The following is a 14,306-nucleotide window of genomic DNA, read 5'->3' on the forward strand; positions in this document are numbered from 1 at the left end:
GTCGGGGGTAGACACGAGGCGGATAAACGGCCTTCGATTGGGATTCGGGGAATCGGGCCACGAGTTTGTCAGCGGTAGCTCGACCGGAGGGGTCGAGGCGAGGGTGTACCGGTGAAGCTCGCGACGGCCGTCGCCGAGGAGACCGCACAGCACCGCACCACGAACCTCCCCAGCCGATTCCCTCGCTCCTTGCGGTCGCTCAGTCATCCCTCGCGCGGAAATGGCGCGGCGCGAACCACGCGCCGCGCCAGCGCGCGCCGAAGAAACGCTGGCCCTGCCGAGACACGCTGGTCGGCCTCAGAACGTGCTCAGTTCGCCGTCGATGACGCGCTGGGTGATGGCGGTCACGTCGGCGAGTTCGCGGTCGACGATGTCGACGACGTCGTCCTCGATGTCCGACAGCAGGACGCCGTCCTCGGTGACGACCTGCGCGTCGGCGACGTGGGGCTGGTCGATGGGGCGGCCGATCTGGCTGAGCAGGCGGATTCGGAGGTCGCGGATGCCGTCGACCTCGGCGACGACCTGCTCGGCGATCTGGGTCCCGAGGAGGTTGTATATCTTCCCGATGTGGTTGACGGGGTTCTTGCCCGAGGTCGCCTCCATCGACATCGAGCGGTTGGGGGTGATGAGACCGTTCGAGCGGTTGCCCCGACCCACGGAGCCGTCGTCGCCCATCTCGGCGCTGGTGCCGGTGGTGGTGAGGTAGATGCTGTCCTCGCCGTCGCCGTCTCCGTCGGCGGTGTTGACGTAGACCGTCACCTCGCGGTCGGTGTACTCGCGGGCGACCTCGCCGACGAACTCGCGCACAGCCTCGACCTCGGCGTCGTAGTCGTCGCGGTCGGAGACGTACTTGTCGATCATCGCCGCGGCGACCGTGATGTCGATGTCGTCGCCCTCGCGCTTGCCCATGATCTTCACGTCCTGACCCAGCGCGGGGTGGTCGTCGGCGAACTCGCCGTTGAGGCGGCGCTCGGCGTTCAGCACGATGCGCTCGGTCTCGGTCAGGGGCGCGTGGCCGACGCCGAAGCTGGTGTCGTTGGCCATCGGGACGGTCGCGCCCTCCTCGCCGAAGACCTCCCTGAGGTCGCCGCTGCCCTCGCCGAGTTTCACGTCGACGATGATGTCGGTTCCGAGGTCGAGTTCCGGGAAGTTCGACCCGAGGTACTCGCGGGCCGCCCGGAGCGCGATGGTCTCGGTCGGGATGGTCACGTCGCCGTACTCGCTGGTCGCCCGGCCCACGATGAGCAGGTAGATGGGTTCGACCATCTCGCCGCCGCCGAACTCGGGGTTCGCGCGCCCGGCGACCAGCTGGGTCTCGTCGGTGTTGTAGTGGAGCACCTTCCCCACGCGGTCGAGATAGGCCTGCGCCAGCGCGCGCGAGACGCTCTCGGCGATGCCGTCGCAGATGGAGTCGGGGTGTCCGAGCCCCTTTCGCTCGACGATCTCTATCTCCTGGTCCTCGACTGCGGGGCGGTCGATGGGTTCGACCTGAATGTTCCTGTCGGTCATTGTTTACTCTTTCCGGGCGGTGGATTCTATAACTTGCGAAAACGAAGATGGGTGTCGGTGATTACCACCGATTATCCCGAACCCCGGCAGTACTCGCGGCTACTCGCTCCCGTCGGCGTCTTTTTCGAGCAGGAGTCCGAGATACGAGGTCCGAATCTGGTCGCCGGGGTCGAGACCGAGGTCGCGCAGGACCGCGAACGCGCCCTCGCGCGCCGACTCGATGTCGTCCTCGGCTTCGGTCTCGACCTCGACGAACTCCCCCAACCCCTCCACCGAGTCGAGCGTGACGGTGTAGCCCCCGACCGCGAACCGCTCGCGCTCCTTGCGCACGGTCGCCGCGGGGTCGAACCCGAGCGCCGAGAGGATGGCGTCGGCCGCGTCGCCGTCTTCGACCGCGGTCTCTATCTCTCGGCGGGTCTTGGATTCGGCCTCCACGAGCGGTCCCTTGTAGGTGAGTTCGGTGGCCTGCTCGCCCTCGGCGGGCGTCTCCTCGCGGACCCGAAGCGCCTCGTCCGTCTCGGCGAACTCGCGGTGCGGGGCGTCGTAGTAGGTGTCCTCCTGAGCGACCTCGTTCACGGAATCGGCCCCGAGTTCGGCGAGTCGCTCGCGGACCGCGTCGTGGTCGGCGCGGACCTTCACTTCGACCTCGTACATCTCGTGTCTCTCTGGGGGCGTCGGGGTTTTCGGGATTGCGTTTTCGCGTGGGGATGAGAGGTTCGTTCGCGGGAGAGGTGGCATCGACCGACTGGCACAGCGCGACAGCGAGACCGGGCAGTAGCTAGCTAGCTACTCCCGGCACCTATGAAGACCGCACCGCGACCGCACTGCGCCCCGTGCCTCCCCGCGTCTTCGTGAGCGGAGCGAACGAAGGCTCGTGGGAGCTTCGCTCCCGCGGCGCGCGTCTGCGCGCTCGGCGAGCGCGCAGACGCGGCGCATCCTGATGGATGGTCGAATCGCGCGAAACTCGGAGAGAGCGAACGACAGCGAAGGGAGCGAACGAGAGCGGAGACAGAAGGGGAAAGAGAGGAGAAGACGGCGACCGCCGGACTTCTCAGTCCAGCCGAATCGCCCGGCCTTCCTCGTTCGAGCGGTAGATGGCGTCGATGACGCGCTGGACTTCGAGGCCCTGCTCGACCGTGTTCCGCGAGGGGGCGACCCCGGCCCGGACCGCGTCGAAGAACGCCCGCTGTTCGGCCTTGTGGGGGTCCTCGTGGCGGGTCTCGATGGTCGAGTCCGAGAAGTGGTCGGTGCCCTGTCGCCCCGTCTCGTAGAGGGTCAGCGAGTCGTCGGCCTTGTCGAAGCACGCGCCAGCCTCGGTGCCCCGGACCACGAACTCCTCGTCGGGCGAGCGGTTGGCGGCCCACGCGACTTCGAGCGCGATGGTCTTGCCGCCCTCGCAACGCAGGAACGCGCTGACCGAGTCGTCGACGCTGAACTCCCCGGACTGGGCGTCGTCGCCCCACATCTCCAGATAGGCGTAGTCCTCTCGCGTGCCGAACTGCGAGCGAATCGTCCCCGAGACCTCCTCGACCCTCGGGAAGTCGTGGAAGTGGAGCGCGAGGTCGATGGCGTGGACGCCGATGTCGATGAGCGCGCCCCCGCCCGCTATCTCGCGGTTCGTGAACCACGACCCCCGGCCCGGAATCCCGCGCCGCCGGACGTAGTTGGCCTCGACGTGACGGGTCTCGCCGAACCGGCCGTCGTCCTGGTAGCCCTTGACGACCTCGACGGGGTTGCGAAACCGGTTGTGGAACCCGACCATGCAGAAGCTGTCGGCGTTCCGCGCGGCCTCCGCGATGCGCTCGGCGCTTTCGAGCGAGTGGGCGAGGGGCTTCTCCAACAGCACGTCGACCCCGGTCTCGAGCGCGGCGACCGCGTACTCCTCGTGGAACTTGTTCGGCGTCGTGACCACGACCGCGTCGACGTCCCCGGTAAAGAGGTCCTCGTAGCTCTCGAACGACTCCACCCCGTACTTCTCGGCGAACCGGGCCCGGGCGTCGGGGTTGATGTCGACGCCGCCGACGATGTCCACTCCCGCGAGGTCCACGATCCGGTCGGCGTGGTAGTGACCGATGTTCCCCAATCCGACGAATCCGACTCGAACCGGCTCTTTCGAACTAGACATATGTACTAGTGGTAGCCAACCGTGAGGTACTGTTAGGCTTTTCCCTTCTTTCGTGCGTCAGCGCCGCGTCAGGTCCTCCCGCTCGGTGACTCGGGACCACACCCCCGCCGAGACCGGGACGTTCGGTCATCTCCCTGTTCAGTACAACTGCCGTTCGGTCTCCTCGCGTTCGGTCTCGCGCTCGGTCTGCTCTCGACTCTCCCGGCGGGCCGCGACGAGCGCCCGAATCGCGGGGACGAACTTGTTCTTCACGTCGAGCGCGAACGAGACGATGCCGTACGCCCAGAAGAAGAACAGCACCGTCACGCCGACAACGTAGAACCACCCCATCGTCGTCAGCATCAGTCGTCACCCTCCGCTTCGGTCTCGGCCGCGCCGGGTTCGACCGACGCGAACTCTAGGCTGTGGCTGATGGCATCGCCGGACTCGGTGTCGAAGAGGTGGACGCGCTCGCGGTCGAGGACGACCTCCACGTCGGTGTCCTCGGCGATGTCCGAGGAGGGGTCGACGCTCATCAGCAACTGGTTCTGGGGTTGTTCCGCCTGCGCGTCCATGACTCGCTCTTCGTCCCCGATGAGCAGGTAGACGAATATCTCGTCGCCCATCGGTTCGAGCACGTCGGTCCGGGCGTCGATGGGCTGGGTGGGATTGGCGACGCCTTCGCTCTTCTCGCGGAGGTAGACGTCCTCGGGACGCACCCCGAGGGTCATCGCGTCGCCCCGCGCGACGCCCGCGAGCTGTCCGGGGTCGAACTCCACGTCGAAGTACGGCGTCGAGAGACCGCTCGCGGTCACCTCTCCCTCCACGAAGTTCATCGCGGGCGACCCGATGAACCCCGCCACGAACAGGTTCTCGGGCTCGTTGTAGCAGACCAGCGGCGGGTCGATCTGCTGGAGTTCGCCCTGATTCAGGATGGCGATGCGGTCGGACATCGTCATCGCCTCGGCCTGGTCGTGGGTGACGTAGATGATGGTGGTGTCAAGTTCCTTGTGGAGGCGCTGGAGTTCGGTCCGCATGTGGACCCGGAGCTTGGCGTCGAGGTTCGCCAGCGGCTCGTCCATCAGGAACACCTCGGGTTCGCGGACGATGGCGCGCGCGATGGCGACCCGCTGGCGCTGGCCGCCCGACATCTCGTCGGGCATCCGTTCGAGCATGCCCTCCAGCTGGACGATGTCGGCCGCGCGGTCCACGCGGCGGTCGATCTCGTCCTTCGGGTAGTCGCGCAGGCGCAACCCGAAGCTGATGTTGTCGTACACGTCCATGTGCGGGAACAGCGCGATGTTCTGGAACACCATCGCGATTCCCCGGTCCTTCGGCGGGAGGTTGGTCACCTCCCTGTCGGCGATGGTGATGGTGCCCTCGGTGGGCTTTGTCAACCCCGCGATGGTTTCGAGCGTGGTCGACTTCCCGCATCCCGAGGGACCGACGAGCGTGACGAACTCGCCGTCCCGGATGTCGAGGTTCATGTCGTTGACTGCCGTTACGTCGGCGTAGCGTTTCGAGACGCCGTCCAAGATGACTTTACCCATTGTGTATCACTCCTTGAGCGCTCCCGCGGTCAGCCCGCTCACGATCTTCTCCTGTGCGACCACGACGATGATGGCGACCGGAAGCACGCCGACGATGCTCGCCGCGGCCATGAGGTTGTACAGCTCGGAGTACTGGCCCTGATAGCTCAGGATTCCCCAGACCAGCGGTGCCCACCGGTCGGCCTCCCCGGTGGTCATGAGGAACGAGAAGAAGAACTCGTTGTACACCGAGATGAACGTCAGCACGCCCGCGGTCGCGACCCCGGGAGCCGACAGCGGCATGATGACCCGGAACAGCGCGCCGAGCCGGGTCGTGCCCTCGACCCGCGCGGCGTCCTCCAGTCCGTCGGGAATCTGGCCGTAGAACGTTGCGAGGATGAAGATGGACAGCGGCATGAACAGCGCGCTGAACGGGAGTATCATCGCGAATGGGGTGTTGAACAGTTCGGGACTCGACACCCCCAACAGCGAGACGTTGCCCGTGAACAGCCGGAACAGCGGGATGATGAACGCCGCTGGCGGGAAGTACGACACCGCGAGGATGAGCAACATTAGCGGTCCCCGGCCCGGGAAGTCGAGTCGCCCGAACACGTAGCCCGCGAGGCTCGCCAGTACCAACACGACCGCAGTCGTCGCGACCCCGAGCACGAAGCTGTTGAACACGAACAGGTGGAACGGCACCCGCTGGAACACCTCGACGAACGCGCCGGGGTTGAAGCCGTTCGGAACCGGTGGGAAGCCGAAGTTGGCGATGGCGTCCTGGGGGGTCAGCGCCAGGACCAACAGCCAGTAGAACGGGAACAGCGTCGTGAACAGGAAGAAGACGGTGGCGACGTAGAACATCGCCCTGTAGGCCTTCTCCGGGTCCTGAATCGCCGAACTGGCCCACCGGGAGAACGGTCCTTGCTTGGTTTCGCTTTCGGTAGCCATGGTTACGCTGCCGCCTCCTCGGTGTCGGCGTACTTCACGATGTAGACCGAGACCACGATGCCGATGAGCGCCGCCGTGATGAACGCGACCGCGGCCGACGTGCCGTACATCCGGGAGTCCCGGAAGGTGGTGACCACCAGACACGACAGCGACGGCACGGTGTTACACCCCGAGACGGTCTCGATGATGCCGTACACTCGCATCGCGCCGATGGTCCGAAACAGCATCGCGACCAGCACCGACGGCAGGACCAGCGGCAGGGTGATCATCTTGAACTGTTGCCACCGCGACGCGCCCGCGACCCGGCCCACGTCGTAGAGGCTCCGGTCGACGCTCTGGAGTCCCGCGAGGATGATGAGCGCCATGAACGCAGATGTCTTCCACACGTCGGCCACCACGAGGATGATGACCGAGTCGACCGCGTTGGTCAGCGGCGTCTGGGTGAAGATGCCCAACTGCTGGAGCGGGGTCACGAGAAAGCCGATGTTGGGCTGGAACAGCAGGAAGAAGATCATCCCCTGGATGACGATGGGGACCGCCCACGGCAGGATGATGGCGACCCGGACCCACCGCCGACCCCGGAAGTCCTGGTCGAGCACCAGCGCCTGGGCGAACCCCACGAGCGTCTCGAAGAAGACGCTCGCAACCGTGAAGATGAGCGTCACCGTCAGCGCGCTGCGGAACGGCGCGTTGAGGTCGAGGAACGGCCGCACCAGCACCACGTCGCGCTGGCCGGTCAGCAACGCGACGTAGTTCTCCAGCCCCACGAACTCCCCCAGCGCGCTCGCGCCGACGAGACTGTCGGCGTACAGTGACATCCGGAACGTGCTCAGTAGCGGCCAGAACGCGATGACCGCGAGGAGCAACAGCACCGGGGTCAACAGCAGGTAGGCGAATTGCGTGTCGTTCAGGTTCTCCATCCACCGCACTGCCGAGACGTACGGCCCCGAACGTTCCGTGTCTCGGATGCCGTCTTCGGTGGGTACCGACATAAAAATCGTGTAGGATTTGAAGCGACTTATGCTTATGCGCTCCTCGAACCCCGGCGGCGTCGCCGTCCGAGTCGGTTCCAGCCCTCCTCAACTGTTCCGACGTCGGAATCGCTGGTCGTCGCCGTCCACGCGCCGACTCGCTCGGCGAACTGTCGTCTAGACGTTCCGCGACTGTCGTGTGCCCCCATCTGTCACTCCCAAAACCGATTGACGGTATTCCACAGTATAACACCTGTGGCCACCGCGGTCGGAGGCGTCCCCGAAAGAAGTCCGAATCGGCCCCATCAGTCGGGTCTTCGTGTCGATGCTGGGGTAGTGTCGGCGGGATAACGTGACCCGAACGAGAGGCGCGCGCGCCGGGACGGGGGCGTGCAACGACCGAGACGGACACCCGGACGCCGACCGCGAGGCGCACACTCGGACGCCGTTCGGTGACCTACCGTTCTGGCGGGGCGTTCCGTCCGATGCGAATCTCGTGGGCCTCGACGTTCTCCAGCGCTGCGACCTGCCCGCCGACGGTGACCTCGCCGTCGGCGGTCTCGACGGTCATCCCGGCGACGCGCTCGCCGCCCTCGAACGAGAAACCGACGACCTTCCCCTCGACCACGCGCGAGGACCCGGTCTCGATGTCCCGGCCCTCGATGGTGGCGTAGAACTCTCCGTCCAGTTCCTGAAGCTCCTTCACGCAACGCCGGATGGAGGCGTAGCGCCGGGGGAACGGTCGGTCCTCGCCGTCGGCCGCGAGGGTGCGCTCGGCGGTGGTCCACAGCACCGTGCCGAAAAAGCCCGAGACCAGAAAGCCCAGGGCCGAGCGGTTGAAGATGACGCCGTAGCGGTCCTTGTCGTCCCGAAGCGCGTCCTGCGTGGCGTAGACGGAGTACTCGCCGTCGGCGACGGCGACGACCGGGGTCGTGATACCCCTGCGGGCGCGGGCGGTGGTCGCCACGTCGAGGTAGTCGAACTCGTCGGGGTCGGGCGCTTCCGAGGCGGGCGTGACGAGGAGTTCGACGCTGACGCCCGCGTCGACGGCGTCGCCGAGTCGGTCCTCGAACCGGCGGAGCAGGTCGGGGGTCAGCGACAGCGCGATCTCGAACTCGGCCTCCTCGATGACGTCCTCGAGGTAGCGCAGGATGGTCGAGCGCGACTTGACCAGCGAGACGGCCTCGGTGTCGCGTGCGGGGGCGGTGTACCGCGCTTCGAGTTCCGAGACCATCTCCATCAGCGACGACTGGACGCCCGAGAACGCCTCGTCGGGGTCGACCGCGATGACCTTCATCGGCCGGGATTCCCGGAGTTCGACGAGTCCCCGGTCGCTGAGGCTCCGGACGGTGTCGTACACCCGCGGTTGGGGGATGTCGGTCCGGTCGGCGATCTGGCTGGCGGTGAGGTCGCCGTGTTCGAGCACGGTGAGGTAGGCGTCGATCTCGTACTCGCCGAGGTCGAACCGGTCGCCGACTCGCTCCATCGTCGCGCGCAGGTCGTCGGAGGTCATGTGGGTGGGCATTCTCCCGAGGGGTAAATGGTTTATTCGGTTTCGAGTAGCACTGCGTTCCGGAAACGAGTTTTATTAGGTCGAGGAGTAATTGGGCGACCGCCGCGAGCGCCGCGAAAGCGCGGCGCTCGCGGCGGTCCTCCGATTCGCTCGACGCGGTCGAGGTCGACACAACACGGGCTTGTCCCGTCCTGTCTTATAAACCCTCGGCGGTCCGGTGGGCCGAACGCGGGGGTGCGTCGGGTGGACCGACCGCGCGGGGCGGGTCCGGTGGATCGACCGAGAACTTCACTCGCGAGGCGGTGCGCGACGCGCACCGCCTCGCGAGTACCCGTCTCTCCCGGCGGTTTCTGGTCGGTCTGTTACCAGCAATGAGGCGGCGAGCCGGAGGCTCGCCGCCCCGTGCGCAGAAAACGGGGGTCACATGTACATCCTATCTTCGGGCATCTCGGCATCCGCGCGCTCCGAGAGGCGGTTCGAGAGCTCCTCGTAGTACTCCCGGACCTCGGCGGCGAACGCCTCCAGCGGTTCGGTGTCGACGTCGAGCCCGTAGACCTGCTCTACGGTTTCGAGCAGTCGAATCGCGGCGTCCACGTCCGGGGCCTGCGCGTGGACCGGCGTGACGAACACCGCGGTCCTGAGCGACGACCGCATCCCTCTGGCGACGAGTTCGGCGTTGACCCCGTCGAGGAATCCCCGGCCCATCGGGGGGACCTCGGTTCCGGCCCCGGCGTCGGCGAGGCGGCGCTCGCGGTAGTCGTCGGTGGCGACGTAGAACACCTGGTGTTCCTCGGGCGCGTGGGGCATCGTGATACCGTTGAGGACCGCTATCTCCTCGACGTCGTTGGTCTCGGTCCAGTCGAGGACGGCGTCGCTGAACGGCTTGGCGGCCCAGACGGGGACGAACAGCTCGCCGACCAGCACCGTCAGCTCCCGGTCGGCGTGGGAGAACAGCCGAGTGTGGTGGCGCGGCCGACCGTTCTCGAACGGCGTTATCGCGGGCAACTGGTCGGCCGTGACGTGGCCCGTCTCCTCGAAATCGAGCTGGTCGACGAGGAAGTCCACGGCGGTCAGCCCCGCGAGTCCGAACTGCGAGAAGCCAGCGAGCAGGGTCTCTTGGGGCTCCTCGGCGGTGATGTCGAACGATGCCGACTGGTGTTGGTCGGTTGCCATACCTCGGAGTACGACGAATCGCGTCTTAGGTTTGCGGGGCGGCGTGAGCGGTCCGAAAGGTTTTGCCAGTTCCGAGAGAGGTTGGTGGCATGGCGAGCGCACAGGACGCGGTTCGGAGCGTCGTCGAGCGGTTCCTCGACTCGCCGGTCGCCGACTGGACCGCCGCGATACTCGCGCTGGTCCTCGGATGGTACGCCGGAAAGCTCGTCGTCCGGCTGGTCGGCCGGTCGGTCGCCCGCCGGTTCCAGCGTCCGAGCCTCACGAAGACCGTGCTGGGTGGAATCCGCGCTGGCGTGATGGTCCTCGCCGTCATACTCGCGGCCCGGGCGCTTCGGTTCCAGGCCTCCGACATACTGCTGTCGGTGACGGTCTTCTCGGCCGTGCTGGGGCTGGTGCTCGCGCCCATCGTCGGGAGCGTCATCAACGGACTGTTCGTGCTGGCCGACCAGCCCTACGAAATCGGTGACATGATTGAGTTCGTCGAACTGGACACCCGCGGCTACGTCGAGGACATCACCATCCGTTACACCAAGGTGTTCACGCTGGAGAACTCGTTTCTCGTCATCCCGAACGCCAGCATGCGCGAGCGCGACATCGTCAACTACTCCGCGGAGGACCCGCGCTCGCGGCTCTCGCTCGAAGTGCTGGTGACCTACGAGGGCGATCTGGAGGAGGCCCGCGCCATCCTCGAACGCGCGGCCCGCGAGACCCCGGGGGTGATCGAGAGCGGTCCCGACATCCGGGTCGGGGGCGCGCGCTACCCCTCTGCGCCGGTGGCCTACATCAAGGAGTTCGCCGACCACGGCGTCCTGCTCCAGCTCCGCTACTGGGTGACCGAGCCCTACTACATGCCCCGCATCCGGTCGAAGATACAGGAGACGGTCTGGGACCACCTCGACGACGCCGACGTGGAGATCGCCTACCCCCACCAGCACCACGTCTTCGACGAGACCAGCGGCGTCGCGCGGGTGGACGTCGAGGGACGTCGCGACCGGTCGTCGGCCCCTCCCGAGGAGTTCGACGGGCGCGATTAGCCGACCGTGACGACCTCCGCGTCGAGCTTCTCGCGGAGGAAGCTCTCGATGTCGGGGTCGGCGGTCAGCTTCCGGAACATCCGCCGCCACCGCCCGACCTGCTTGTGGCCGATGACGACCACGTCGGCCTCGTCGGCCGCGACCTCCTCCAGAATCGTCTCCTCGACCAGAAAGCCCTCGCGGACGACGTACCGGCTCCGGGGAATCCGGCCGACCGCGGACTCGACCGCGCGCTTGAGTTGCGTGCGGCTCACGTCCCGTCCGCGCTGATAGAGGTTGACGTGCAGGACGGTCAGCGACGCCTCGCGCTCGTCGGCCACCCGGATGGCCTCCGAGAGCGTCCGTCTGGAGTGTTCGGTCAGCGGGTACCTGACCGGGACCACGACTCGTGTCATTGCCGGTATCGACGCCGTCCGACACCTTTTACGTCCCGGCTGTCGGGCGCGCTACACTTCGACCACTCGCCCCTCGACCGCGGGGAACTCGCCCACCTCGCGGGCGTACTCGACCAGCACGTCGTACTGGACGCCGTGGCGCTCGACCCGGTGTTCCTCGCGCAGCGACGGGAACTCGTCGTCGGTGTGGAGGATGTAGTCCGAGAGCGCGACCGCGTAGGTCCGGTCGGGGTCGAGCGGTTCGCCCCCGACCGAGACCGACTCGACTGCGCAGGCGTCGGGGTCCCACGCGATTTCGACACCGCTGACCTGGGCGTGCCACCAGTCGCGCTCCGCGAAGTCGAGGTCCGGCCCGGCGGCCCACTCGAACGCCGCCCGGAGGTCGTCGCCCGGCACCTCCGCGACGACCACGCGCTCCTCGAAGGGGGTGACGCTCACGAGGTCGGCGGCCGAGACCGCTCCCTCTAAGGACGTGCCGGTCCGGACGCCGCCGCTGTTCTGGAGGCCGACCTCCGCGCCCGTGGCCCAGCGATAGGCGTCGGCGACGAAGTTGCCGAGGCGCGACTCGCCGCCGAACAGCGTCGTCTCCCCGCGGTCGATGGGCGATTCGACCTCGGCGACCACCTCGTCGAGACCCGCGTCGGCGAGTCGCTCGCGCATCGCGTCGGCGACCCGCTCGTCCACCGGCGCGTCAGCGGTCTCGTGGCGGGCCACCTCGCCCGTTTCGAGGTCGATTTCGAGGACGACCGATCCGCCGTCGCCGGGCCGGGTCAGCAGGGTGCCCTCGACCCGCTCGCGGCGCTCGGTCGGGACGTGTCCCCCGAGGATGGCGTCGGCGTCGACCGCGCGCGCCAACTGCTCGTCGCTCCGGCCGAGGTGCGAGAGGACGACCGAGTAGTCGGCGTCGAGGTCGGCCAGCGCCTCCCGGGCGGCGGGAACCGGGTCGGCGAATTCGAGGTCGGTCGCGAAGGGGTTGAGCGAGGCGGTCCGGGTCGTGGTAACCCCGACGAACCCGACCGTCGCGCCGTCGGCCGCGACGGTCGTCGCGGGCGCGACACCGGCGTCCCCGCCGAACCGCTCGCTCGCTCCCGCGTCCTCGAAGACGTTCGCGCTGACCCACGTCTGGGGCGAGTCGGCGACGAGTCGCCGGAGCGACTCGTCGCCGTGGTCGAACTCGTGGTTGCCGAAGGTCTCGACGTCCGGTTCGACGGCGTCGAAGAAATCGAGCGCCTGCTGGCCGTCCTCGACCAGTGCCAGCACGCCCGGCGAGGTGTTGTCGCCCGAACCGGCGACGACGGCGTCGTCGCCGTCGAGTTCCCGCAGGAGCCCGGCGAGTCGACCGACCCGCTCGGGGGAGTCGTAGACGTTCTCGACGTCGGAGTAGTGGAGGAGACGAGGGGCCATTTGATTCGGGTCGGAACCCGCGGGCCGAAAGCGTTTCTACTCGCGGCGGGCGCGCCCCTCTCTCGGGAGTCGATTTCCTCGACGGACACGGATCGTGTCGGCCGACCGATACCGGTGGCTTTCTTAACCGTTCGTCACGTACGCAATCGTATGACAGGCGTACGAGTCGCGGGGGTCGGCCTCACCCACTTCGGCAAGCACCCCGAGCGGACGGGCCGGGACCTGTTCGCGGAGGCGTGCCAGCGCGCGCTCGACGACGCGGGCGTCGAGCGCTCGGCGATAGAGGGACTGAACTACGGCAACTTCATGGGCGAACTCGCCGAGCATCAGGGCCATCAGGGGCCGCTGATGGCCGAGGCCGCGGGAATCGACGCGCCCGCGACGCGCTACGAGAGCGCCTGCGCGTCCTCGGGCGTCGCGCTCCGCGAGGCGGTCAAGGACGTGCGCAACGGCGAGGACGACGTGTTGCTGGTCGGCGGGGCCGAGCGCATGAACAACCTCGGTACCGCGGGCACCACGGAGGCGCTCGCCATCGCGGCCGACGACCTCTACGAGGTCCGGGCCGGGATGACCTTCCCCGCGGCGTACGCGCTGATGGCGAAGGCCTACTTCGACGCGTACGGCGGGACCCGCGAGGACCTCGCCGAAATCGCGGTCAAGAACCACGAGAACGCGCTCCCCAACGAACACGCCCAGTTCCAGCGCGAGATATCGGTCGATGAGGCCCTCGACGCCCCGATGGTCGCCGAACCCCTCGGCCTCTACGACGCCTGCCCCATCACCGACGGCGCGAGCGCGCTCGTCCTCGTGAGCGACGAGTACGCCGACGAACGCGGTCTCGACGCGCCGGTCGCGGTCACCGGAACGGGACAGGGCGGCGACAAGATGGCCCTGCAGGACCGTGAGTACCTCGCGCGCACCCCGGCCGCCGAGAAGGCCGCCGAGGAGGCCTACGCCGACGCCGGAATCGCCCCGACCGACGTGGCCGCCGCGGAGGTCCACGACTGCTTCACCATCGCCGAGGTGCTGGCGCTCGAAGCGCTCGACTTCTACGCGCCCGGCGAGGGCATCGGCGCGGCCGCCCGCGGCGAGACCACCCGCGACGGCGACCTGCCGGTGAACCTCTCGGGCGGCCTCAAGGCCAAGGGCCACCCGGTCGGCGCGACCGGGACGAGTCAGGTCGCGGAGATGACCCGCCTACTCCGGGGCGACCACCCCAACAGCGACGCGGTCGACGGCGACGTAGGCGTCGCCCACAACGCGGGCGGGACGGTCGCCAGTACGACCGTTCATGTGCTGGAGGTGGCGAAATGAGCGACGAAAGCGTCCGCGACGAGGGGTTCGACGACTTCCTCGACGCGGTCGAATCCGGCGAGGGCTTCTACCTCGAATGCCCCGAGGGCCACGGGTCGCTCCCGCCCCGGCGGGTCTGTCCCCACTGCGGGCAGGGCGACCTCGCCGAGGTCGCCCTGCCCGAGTCGGGCGCGGTCGCGACCCACACCACGGTCCACGTCCCAGCGCCGGAGTTCGCCGACGACGCGCCCTACGTCACCGCGGTGGTCGACTTCGGCGCGGTCCGACTCACCGGACAGATTCGGGACATCGACCCCGAGGAGGTCGGAGTCGGAACGGCGGTTGCGCCCGCCGTGGACGAGACCGAGACCACGGGCGAGCGGATTCTGGTGTTCCGCCCGCGGTAAGGTCGACGCCTCGAACGCGGCGG

14 protein-coding genes are annotated in these 14,306 nt (G+C 67.8%); 3 read left to right on the forward strand and 11 right to left on the reverse strand.

From position 1 onward, the window contains the following. Positions 1-297: 297 nt before the first annotated feature. The 9 genes from NGM10_RS00205 to NGM10_RS00245 all read right to left on the reverse strand — a co-directional run bounded on the left by NGM10_RS00205 (position 298) and on the right by NGM10_RS00245 (position 9,750). Entirely contained in the window at positions 298-1,509 is a 1,212-nt protein-coding gene (locus tag NGM10_RS00205; protein WP_253480477.1) for a methionine adenosyltransferase, read from the reverse strand. 99 nt (positions 1,510-1,608) lie between these two features. Continuing rightward, entirely contained in the window at positions 1,609-2,163 is a 555-nt protein-coding gene (gene cyaB, locus NGM10_RS00210) for a class IV adenylate cyclase (protein WP_253480479.1), read from the reverse strand. 397 nt (positions 2,164-2,560) lie between these two features. Next, a complete protein-coding gene (locus NGM10_RS00215) occupies positions 2,561-3,634 on the reverse strand; it encodes a Gfo/Idh/MocA family protein (RefSeq protein ID WP_253480481.1) in 1,074 nt (357 codons plus the stop codon). Positions 3,635-3,772: 138 nt separating this feature from the next. After that, a complete protein-coding gene (locus tag NGM10_RS00220) occupies positions 3,773-3,976 on the reverse strand; it encodes a DUF8005 family protein (protein WP_253480483.1) in 204 nt (67 codons plus the stop codon). Next, on the reverse strand, positions 3,976-5,163 hold the full coding sequence (locus tag NGM10_RS00225; RefSeq protein WP_253480485.1) for an ABC transporter ATP-binding protein: 1,188 nt from the start codon (positions 5,161-5,163) through the stop codon (positions 3,976-3,978). Before NGM10_RS00225 ends, NGM10_RS00220 begins: the two co-directional genes overlap by 1 nt. Before the next feature lie 6 nt (positions 5,164-5,169). Continuing rightward, positions 5,170-6,093 (reverse strand): carbohydrate ABC transporter permease, encoded by a 924-nt coding sequence (locus tag NGM10_RS00230; RefSeq protein WP_253480487.1) that lies wholly within the window; start codon positions 6,091-6,093, stop codon positions 5,170-5,172. 2 nt (positions 6,094-6,095) lie between these two features. Beyond that, a complete protein-coding gene (locus NGM10_RS00235) occupies positions 6,096-7,085 on the reverse strand; it encodes a carbohydrate ABC transporter permease (protein ID WP_253480489.1) in 990 nt (329 codons plus the stop codon). A 436-nt stretch (positions 7,086-7,521) separates the two neighbouring features. Continuing rightward, a complete protein-coding gene (gene trmB, locus NGM10_RS00240; RefSeq protein ID WP_253480492.1) occupies positions 7,522-8,577 on the reverse strand; it encodes an HTH-type sugar sensing transcriptional regulator TrmB in 1,056 nt (351 codons plus the stop codon). A gap of 420 nt (positions 8,578-8,997) precedes the next feature. Next, the gene (locus NGM10_RS00245; protein WP_253480495.1) at positions 8,998-9,750 is read right to left on the reverse strand and encodes a proteasome assembly chaperone family protein; all 753 of its coding nucleotides are present in this window, start codon (positions 9,748-9,750) and stop codon (positions 8,998-9,000) included. Positions 9,751-9,839: 89 nt separating this feature from the next. On the opposite strand from NGM10_RS00245, the gene NGM10_RS00250 reads away from it, so the two are divergent. After that, positions 9,840-10,784 (forward strand): mechanosensitive ion channel family protein, encoded by a 945-nt coding sequence (locus NGM10_RS00250; RefSeq protein WP_253480498.1) that lies wholly within the window; start codon positions 9,840-9,842, stop codon positions 10,782-10,784. On the opposite strand, the gene NGM10_RS00255 is transcribed toward NGM10_RS00250, so the two are convergent. After that, positions 10,781-11,179: a universal stress protein gene (locus NGM10_RS00255; protein ID WP_253480500.1), complete on the reverse strand. Its 399-nt coding sequence runs from the start codon at positions 11,177-11,179 to the stop codon at positions 10,781-10,783. The two genes, NGM10_RS00250 and NGM10_RS00255, sit on opposite strands and share 4 nt — an antisense overlap. 51 nt (positions 11,180-11,230) lie before the next feature. Further along, entirely contained in the window at positions 11,231-12,583 is a 1,353-nt protein-coding gene (locus tag NGM10_RS00260; RefSeq protein ID WP_253480503.1) for a bifunctional metallophosphatase/5'-nucleotidase, read from the reverse strand. Positions 12,584-12,733: 150 nt separating this feature from the next. On the opposite strand from NGM10_RS00260, the gene NGM10_RS00265 reads away from it, so the two are divergent. Continuing rightward, positions 12,734-13,897 carry a thiolase C-terminal domain-containing protein gene (locus tag NGM10_RS00265; RefSeq protein WP_253480507.1) on the forward strand — a complete coding sequence of 388 codons (1,164 nt, stop codon included), beginning with the start codon at positions 12,734-12,736 and terminating at the stop codon, positions 13,895-13,897. Next, positions 13,894-14,283: a Zn-ribbon domain-containing OB-fold protein gene (locus NGM10_RS00270; RefSeq protein ID WP_253480510.1), complete on the forward strand. Its 390-nt coding sequence runs from the start codon at positions 13,894-13,896 to the stop codon at positions 14,281-14,283. Before NGM10_RS00265 ends, NGM10_RS00270 begins: the two co-directional genes overlap by 4 nt. Positions 14,284-14,306: the final 23 nt, after the last annotated feature.

Source organism: Halorussus salilacus, assembly GCF_024138125.1.
GTDB lineage: Archaea > Halobacteriota > Halobacteria > Halobacteriales > Haladaptataceae > Halorussus > Halorussus salilacus.

What these genes read in the sequence shown, in the direction of transcription:
- NGM10_RS00205 (WP_253480477.1), bottom strand. Translation starts at nt 1,509, where the DNA reads ATGACCGACAGGAACATTCAGGTCGAACCCATCGACCGCCCCGCAGTC.
- cyaB (WP_253480479.1), bottom strand. Translation starts at nt 2,163, where the DNA reads ATGTACGAGGTCGAAGTGAAGGTCCGCGCCGACCACGACGCGGTCCGC.
- NGM10_RS00215 (WP_253480481.1), bottom strand. Translation starts at nt 3,634, where the DNA reads ATGTCTAGTTCGAAAGAGCCGGTTCGAGTCGGATTCGTCGGATTGGGG.
- NGM10_RS00220 (WP_253480483.1), bottom strand. Translation starts at nt 3,976, where the DNA reads ATGCTGACGACGATGGGGTGGTTCTACGTTGTCGGCGTGACGGTGCTG.
- NGM10_RS00225 (WP_253480485.1), bottom strand. Translation starts at nt 5,163, where the DNA reads ATGGGTAAAGTCATCTTGGACGGCGTCTCGAAACGCTACGCCGACGTA.
- NGM10_RS00230 (WP_253480487.1), bottom strand. Translation starts at nt 6,093, where the DNA reads ATGGCTACCGAAAGCGAAACCAAGCAAGGACCGTTCTCCCGGTGGGCC.
- NGM10_RS00235 (WP_253480489.1), bottom strand. Translation starts at nt 7,085, where the DNA reads ATGTCGGTACCCACCGAAGACGGCATCCGAGACACGGAACGTTCGGGG.
- trmB (WP_253480492.1), bottom strand. Translation starts at nt 8,577, where the DNA reads ATGACCTCCGACGACCTGCGCGCGACGATGGAGCGAGTCGGCGACCGG.
- NGM10_RS00245 (WP_253480495.1), bottom strand. Translation starts at nt 9,750, where the DNA reads ATGGCAACCGACCAACACCAGTCGGCATCGTTCGACATCACCGCCGAG.
- NGM10_RS00250 (WP_253480498.1), top strand. Translation starts at nt 9,840, where the DNA reads ATGGCGAGCGCACAGGACGCGGTTCGGAGCGTCGTCGAGCGGTTCCTC.
- NGM10_RS00255 (WP_253480500.1), bottom strand. Translation starts at nt 11,179, where the DNA reads ATGACACGAGTCGTGGTCCCGGTCAGGTACCCGCTGACCGAACACTCC.
- NGM10_RS00260 (WP_253480503.1), bottom strand. Translation starts at nt 12,583, where the DNA reads ATGGCCCCTCGTCTCCTCCACTACTCCGACGTCGAGAACGTCTACGAC.
- NGM10_RS00265 (WP_253480507.1), top strand. Translation starts at nt 12,734, where the DNA reads ATGACAGGCGTACGAGTCGCGGGGGTCGGCCTCACCCACTTCGGCAAG.
- NGM10_RS00270 (WP_253480510.1), top strand. Translation starts at nt 13,894, where the DNA reads ATGAGCGACGAAAGCGTCCGCGACGAGGGGTTCGACGACTTCCTCGAC.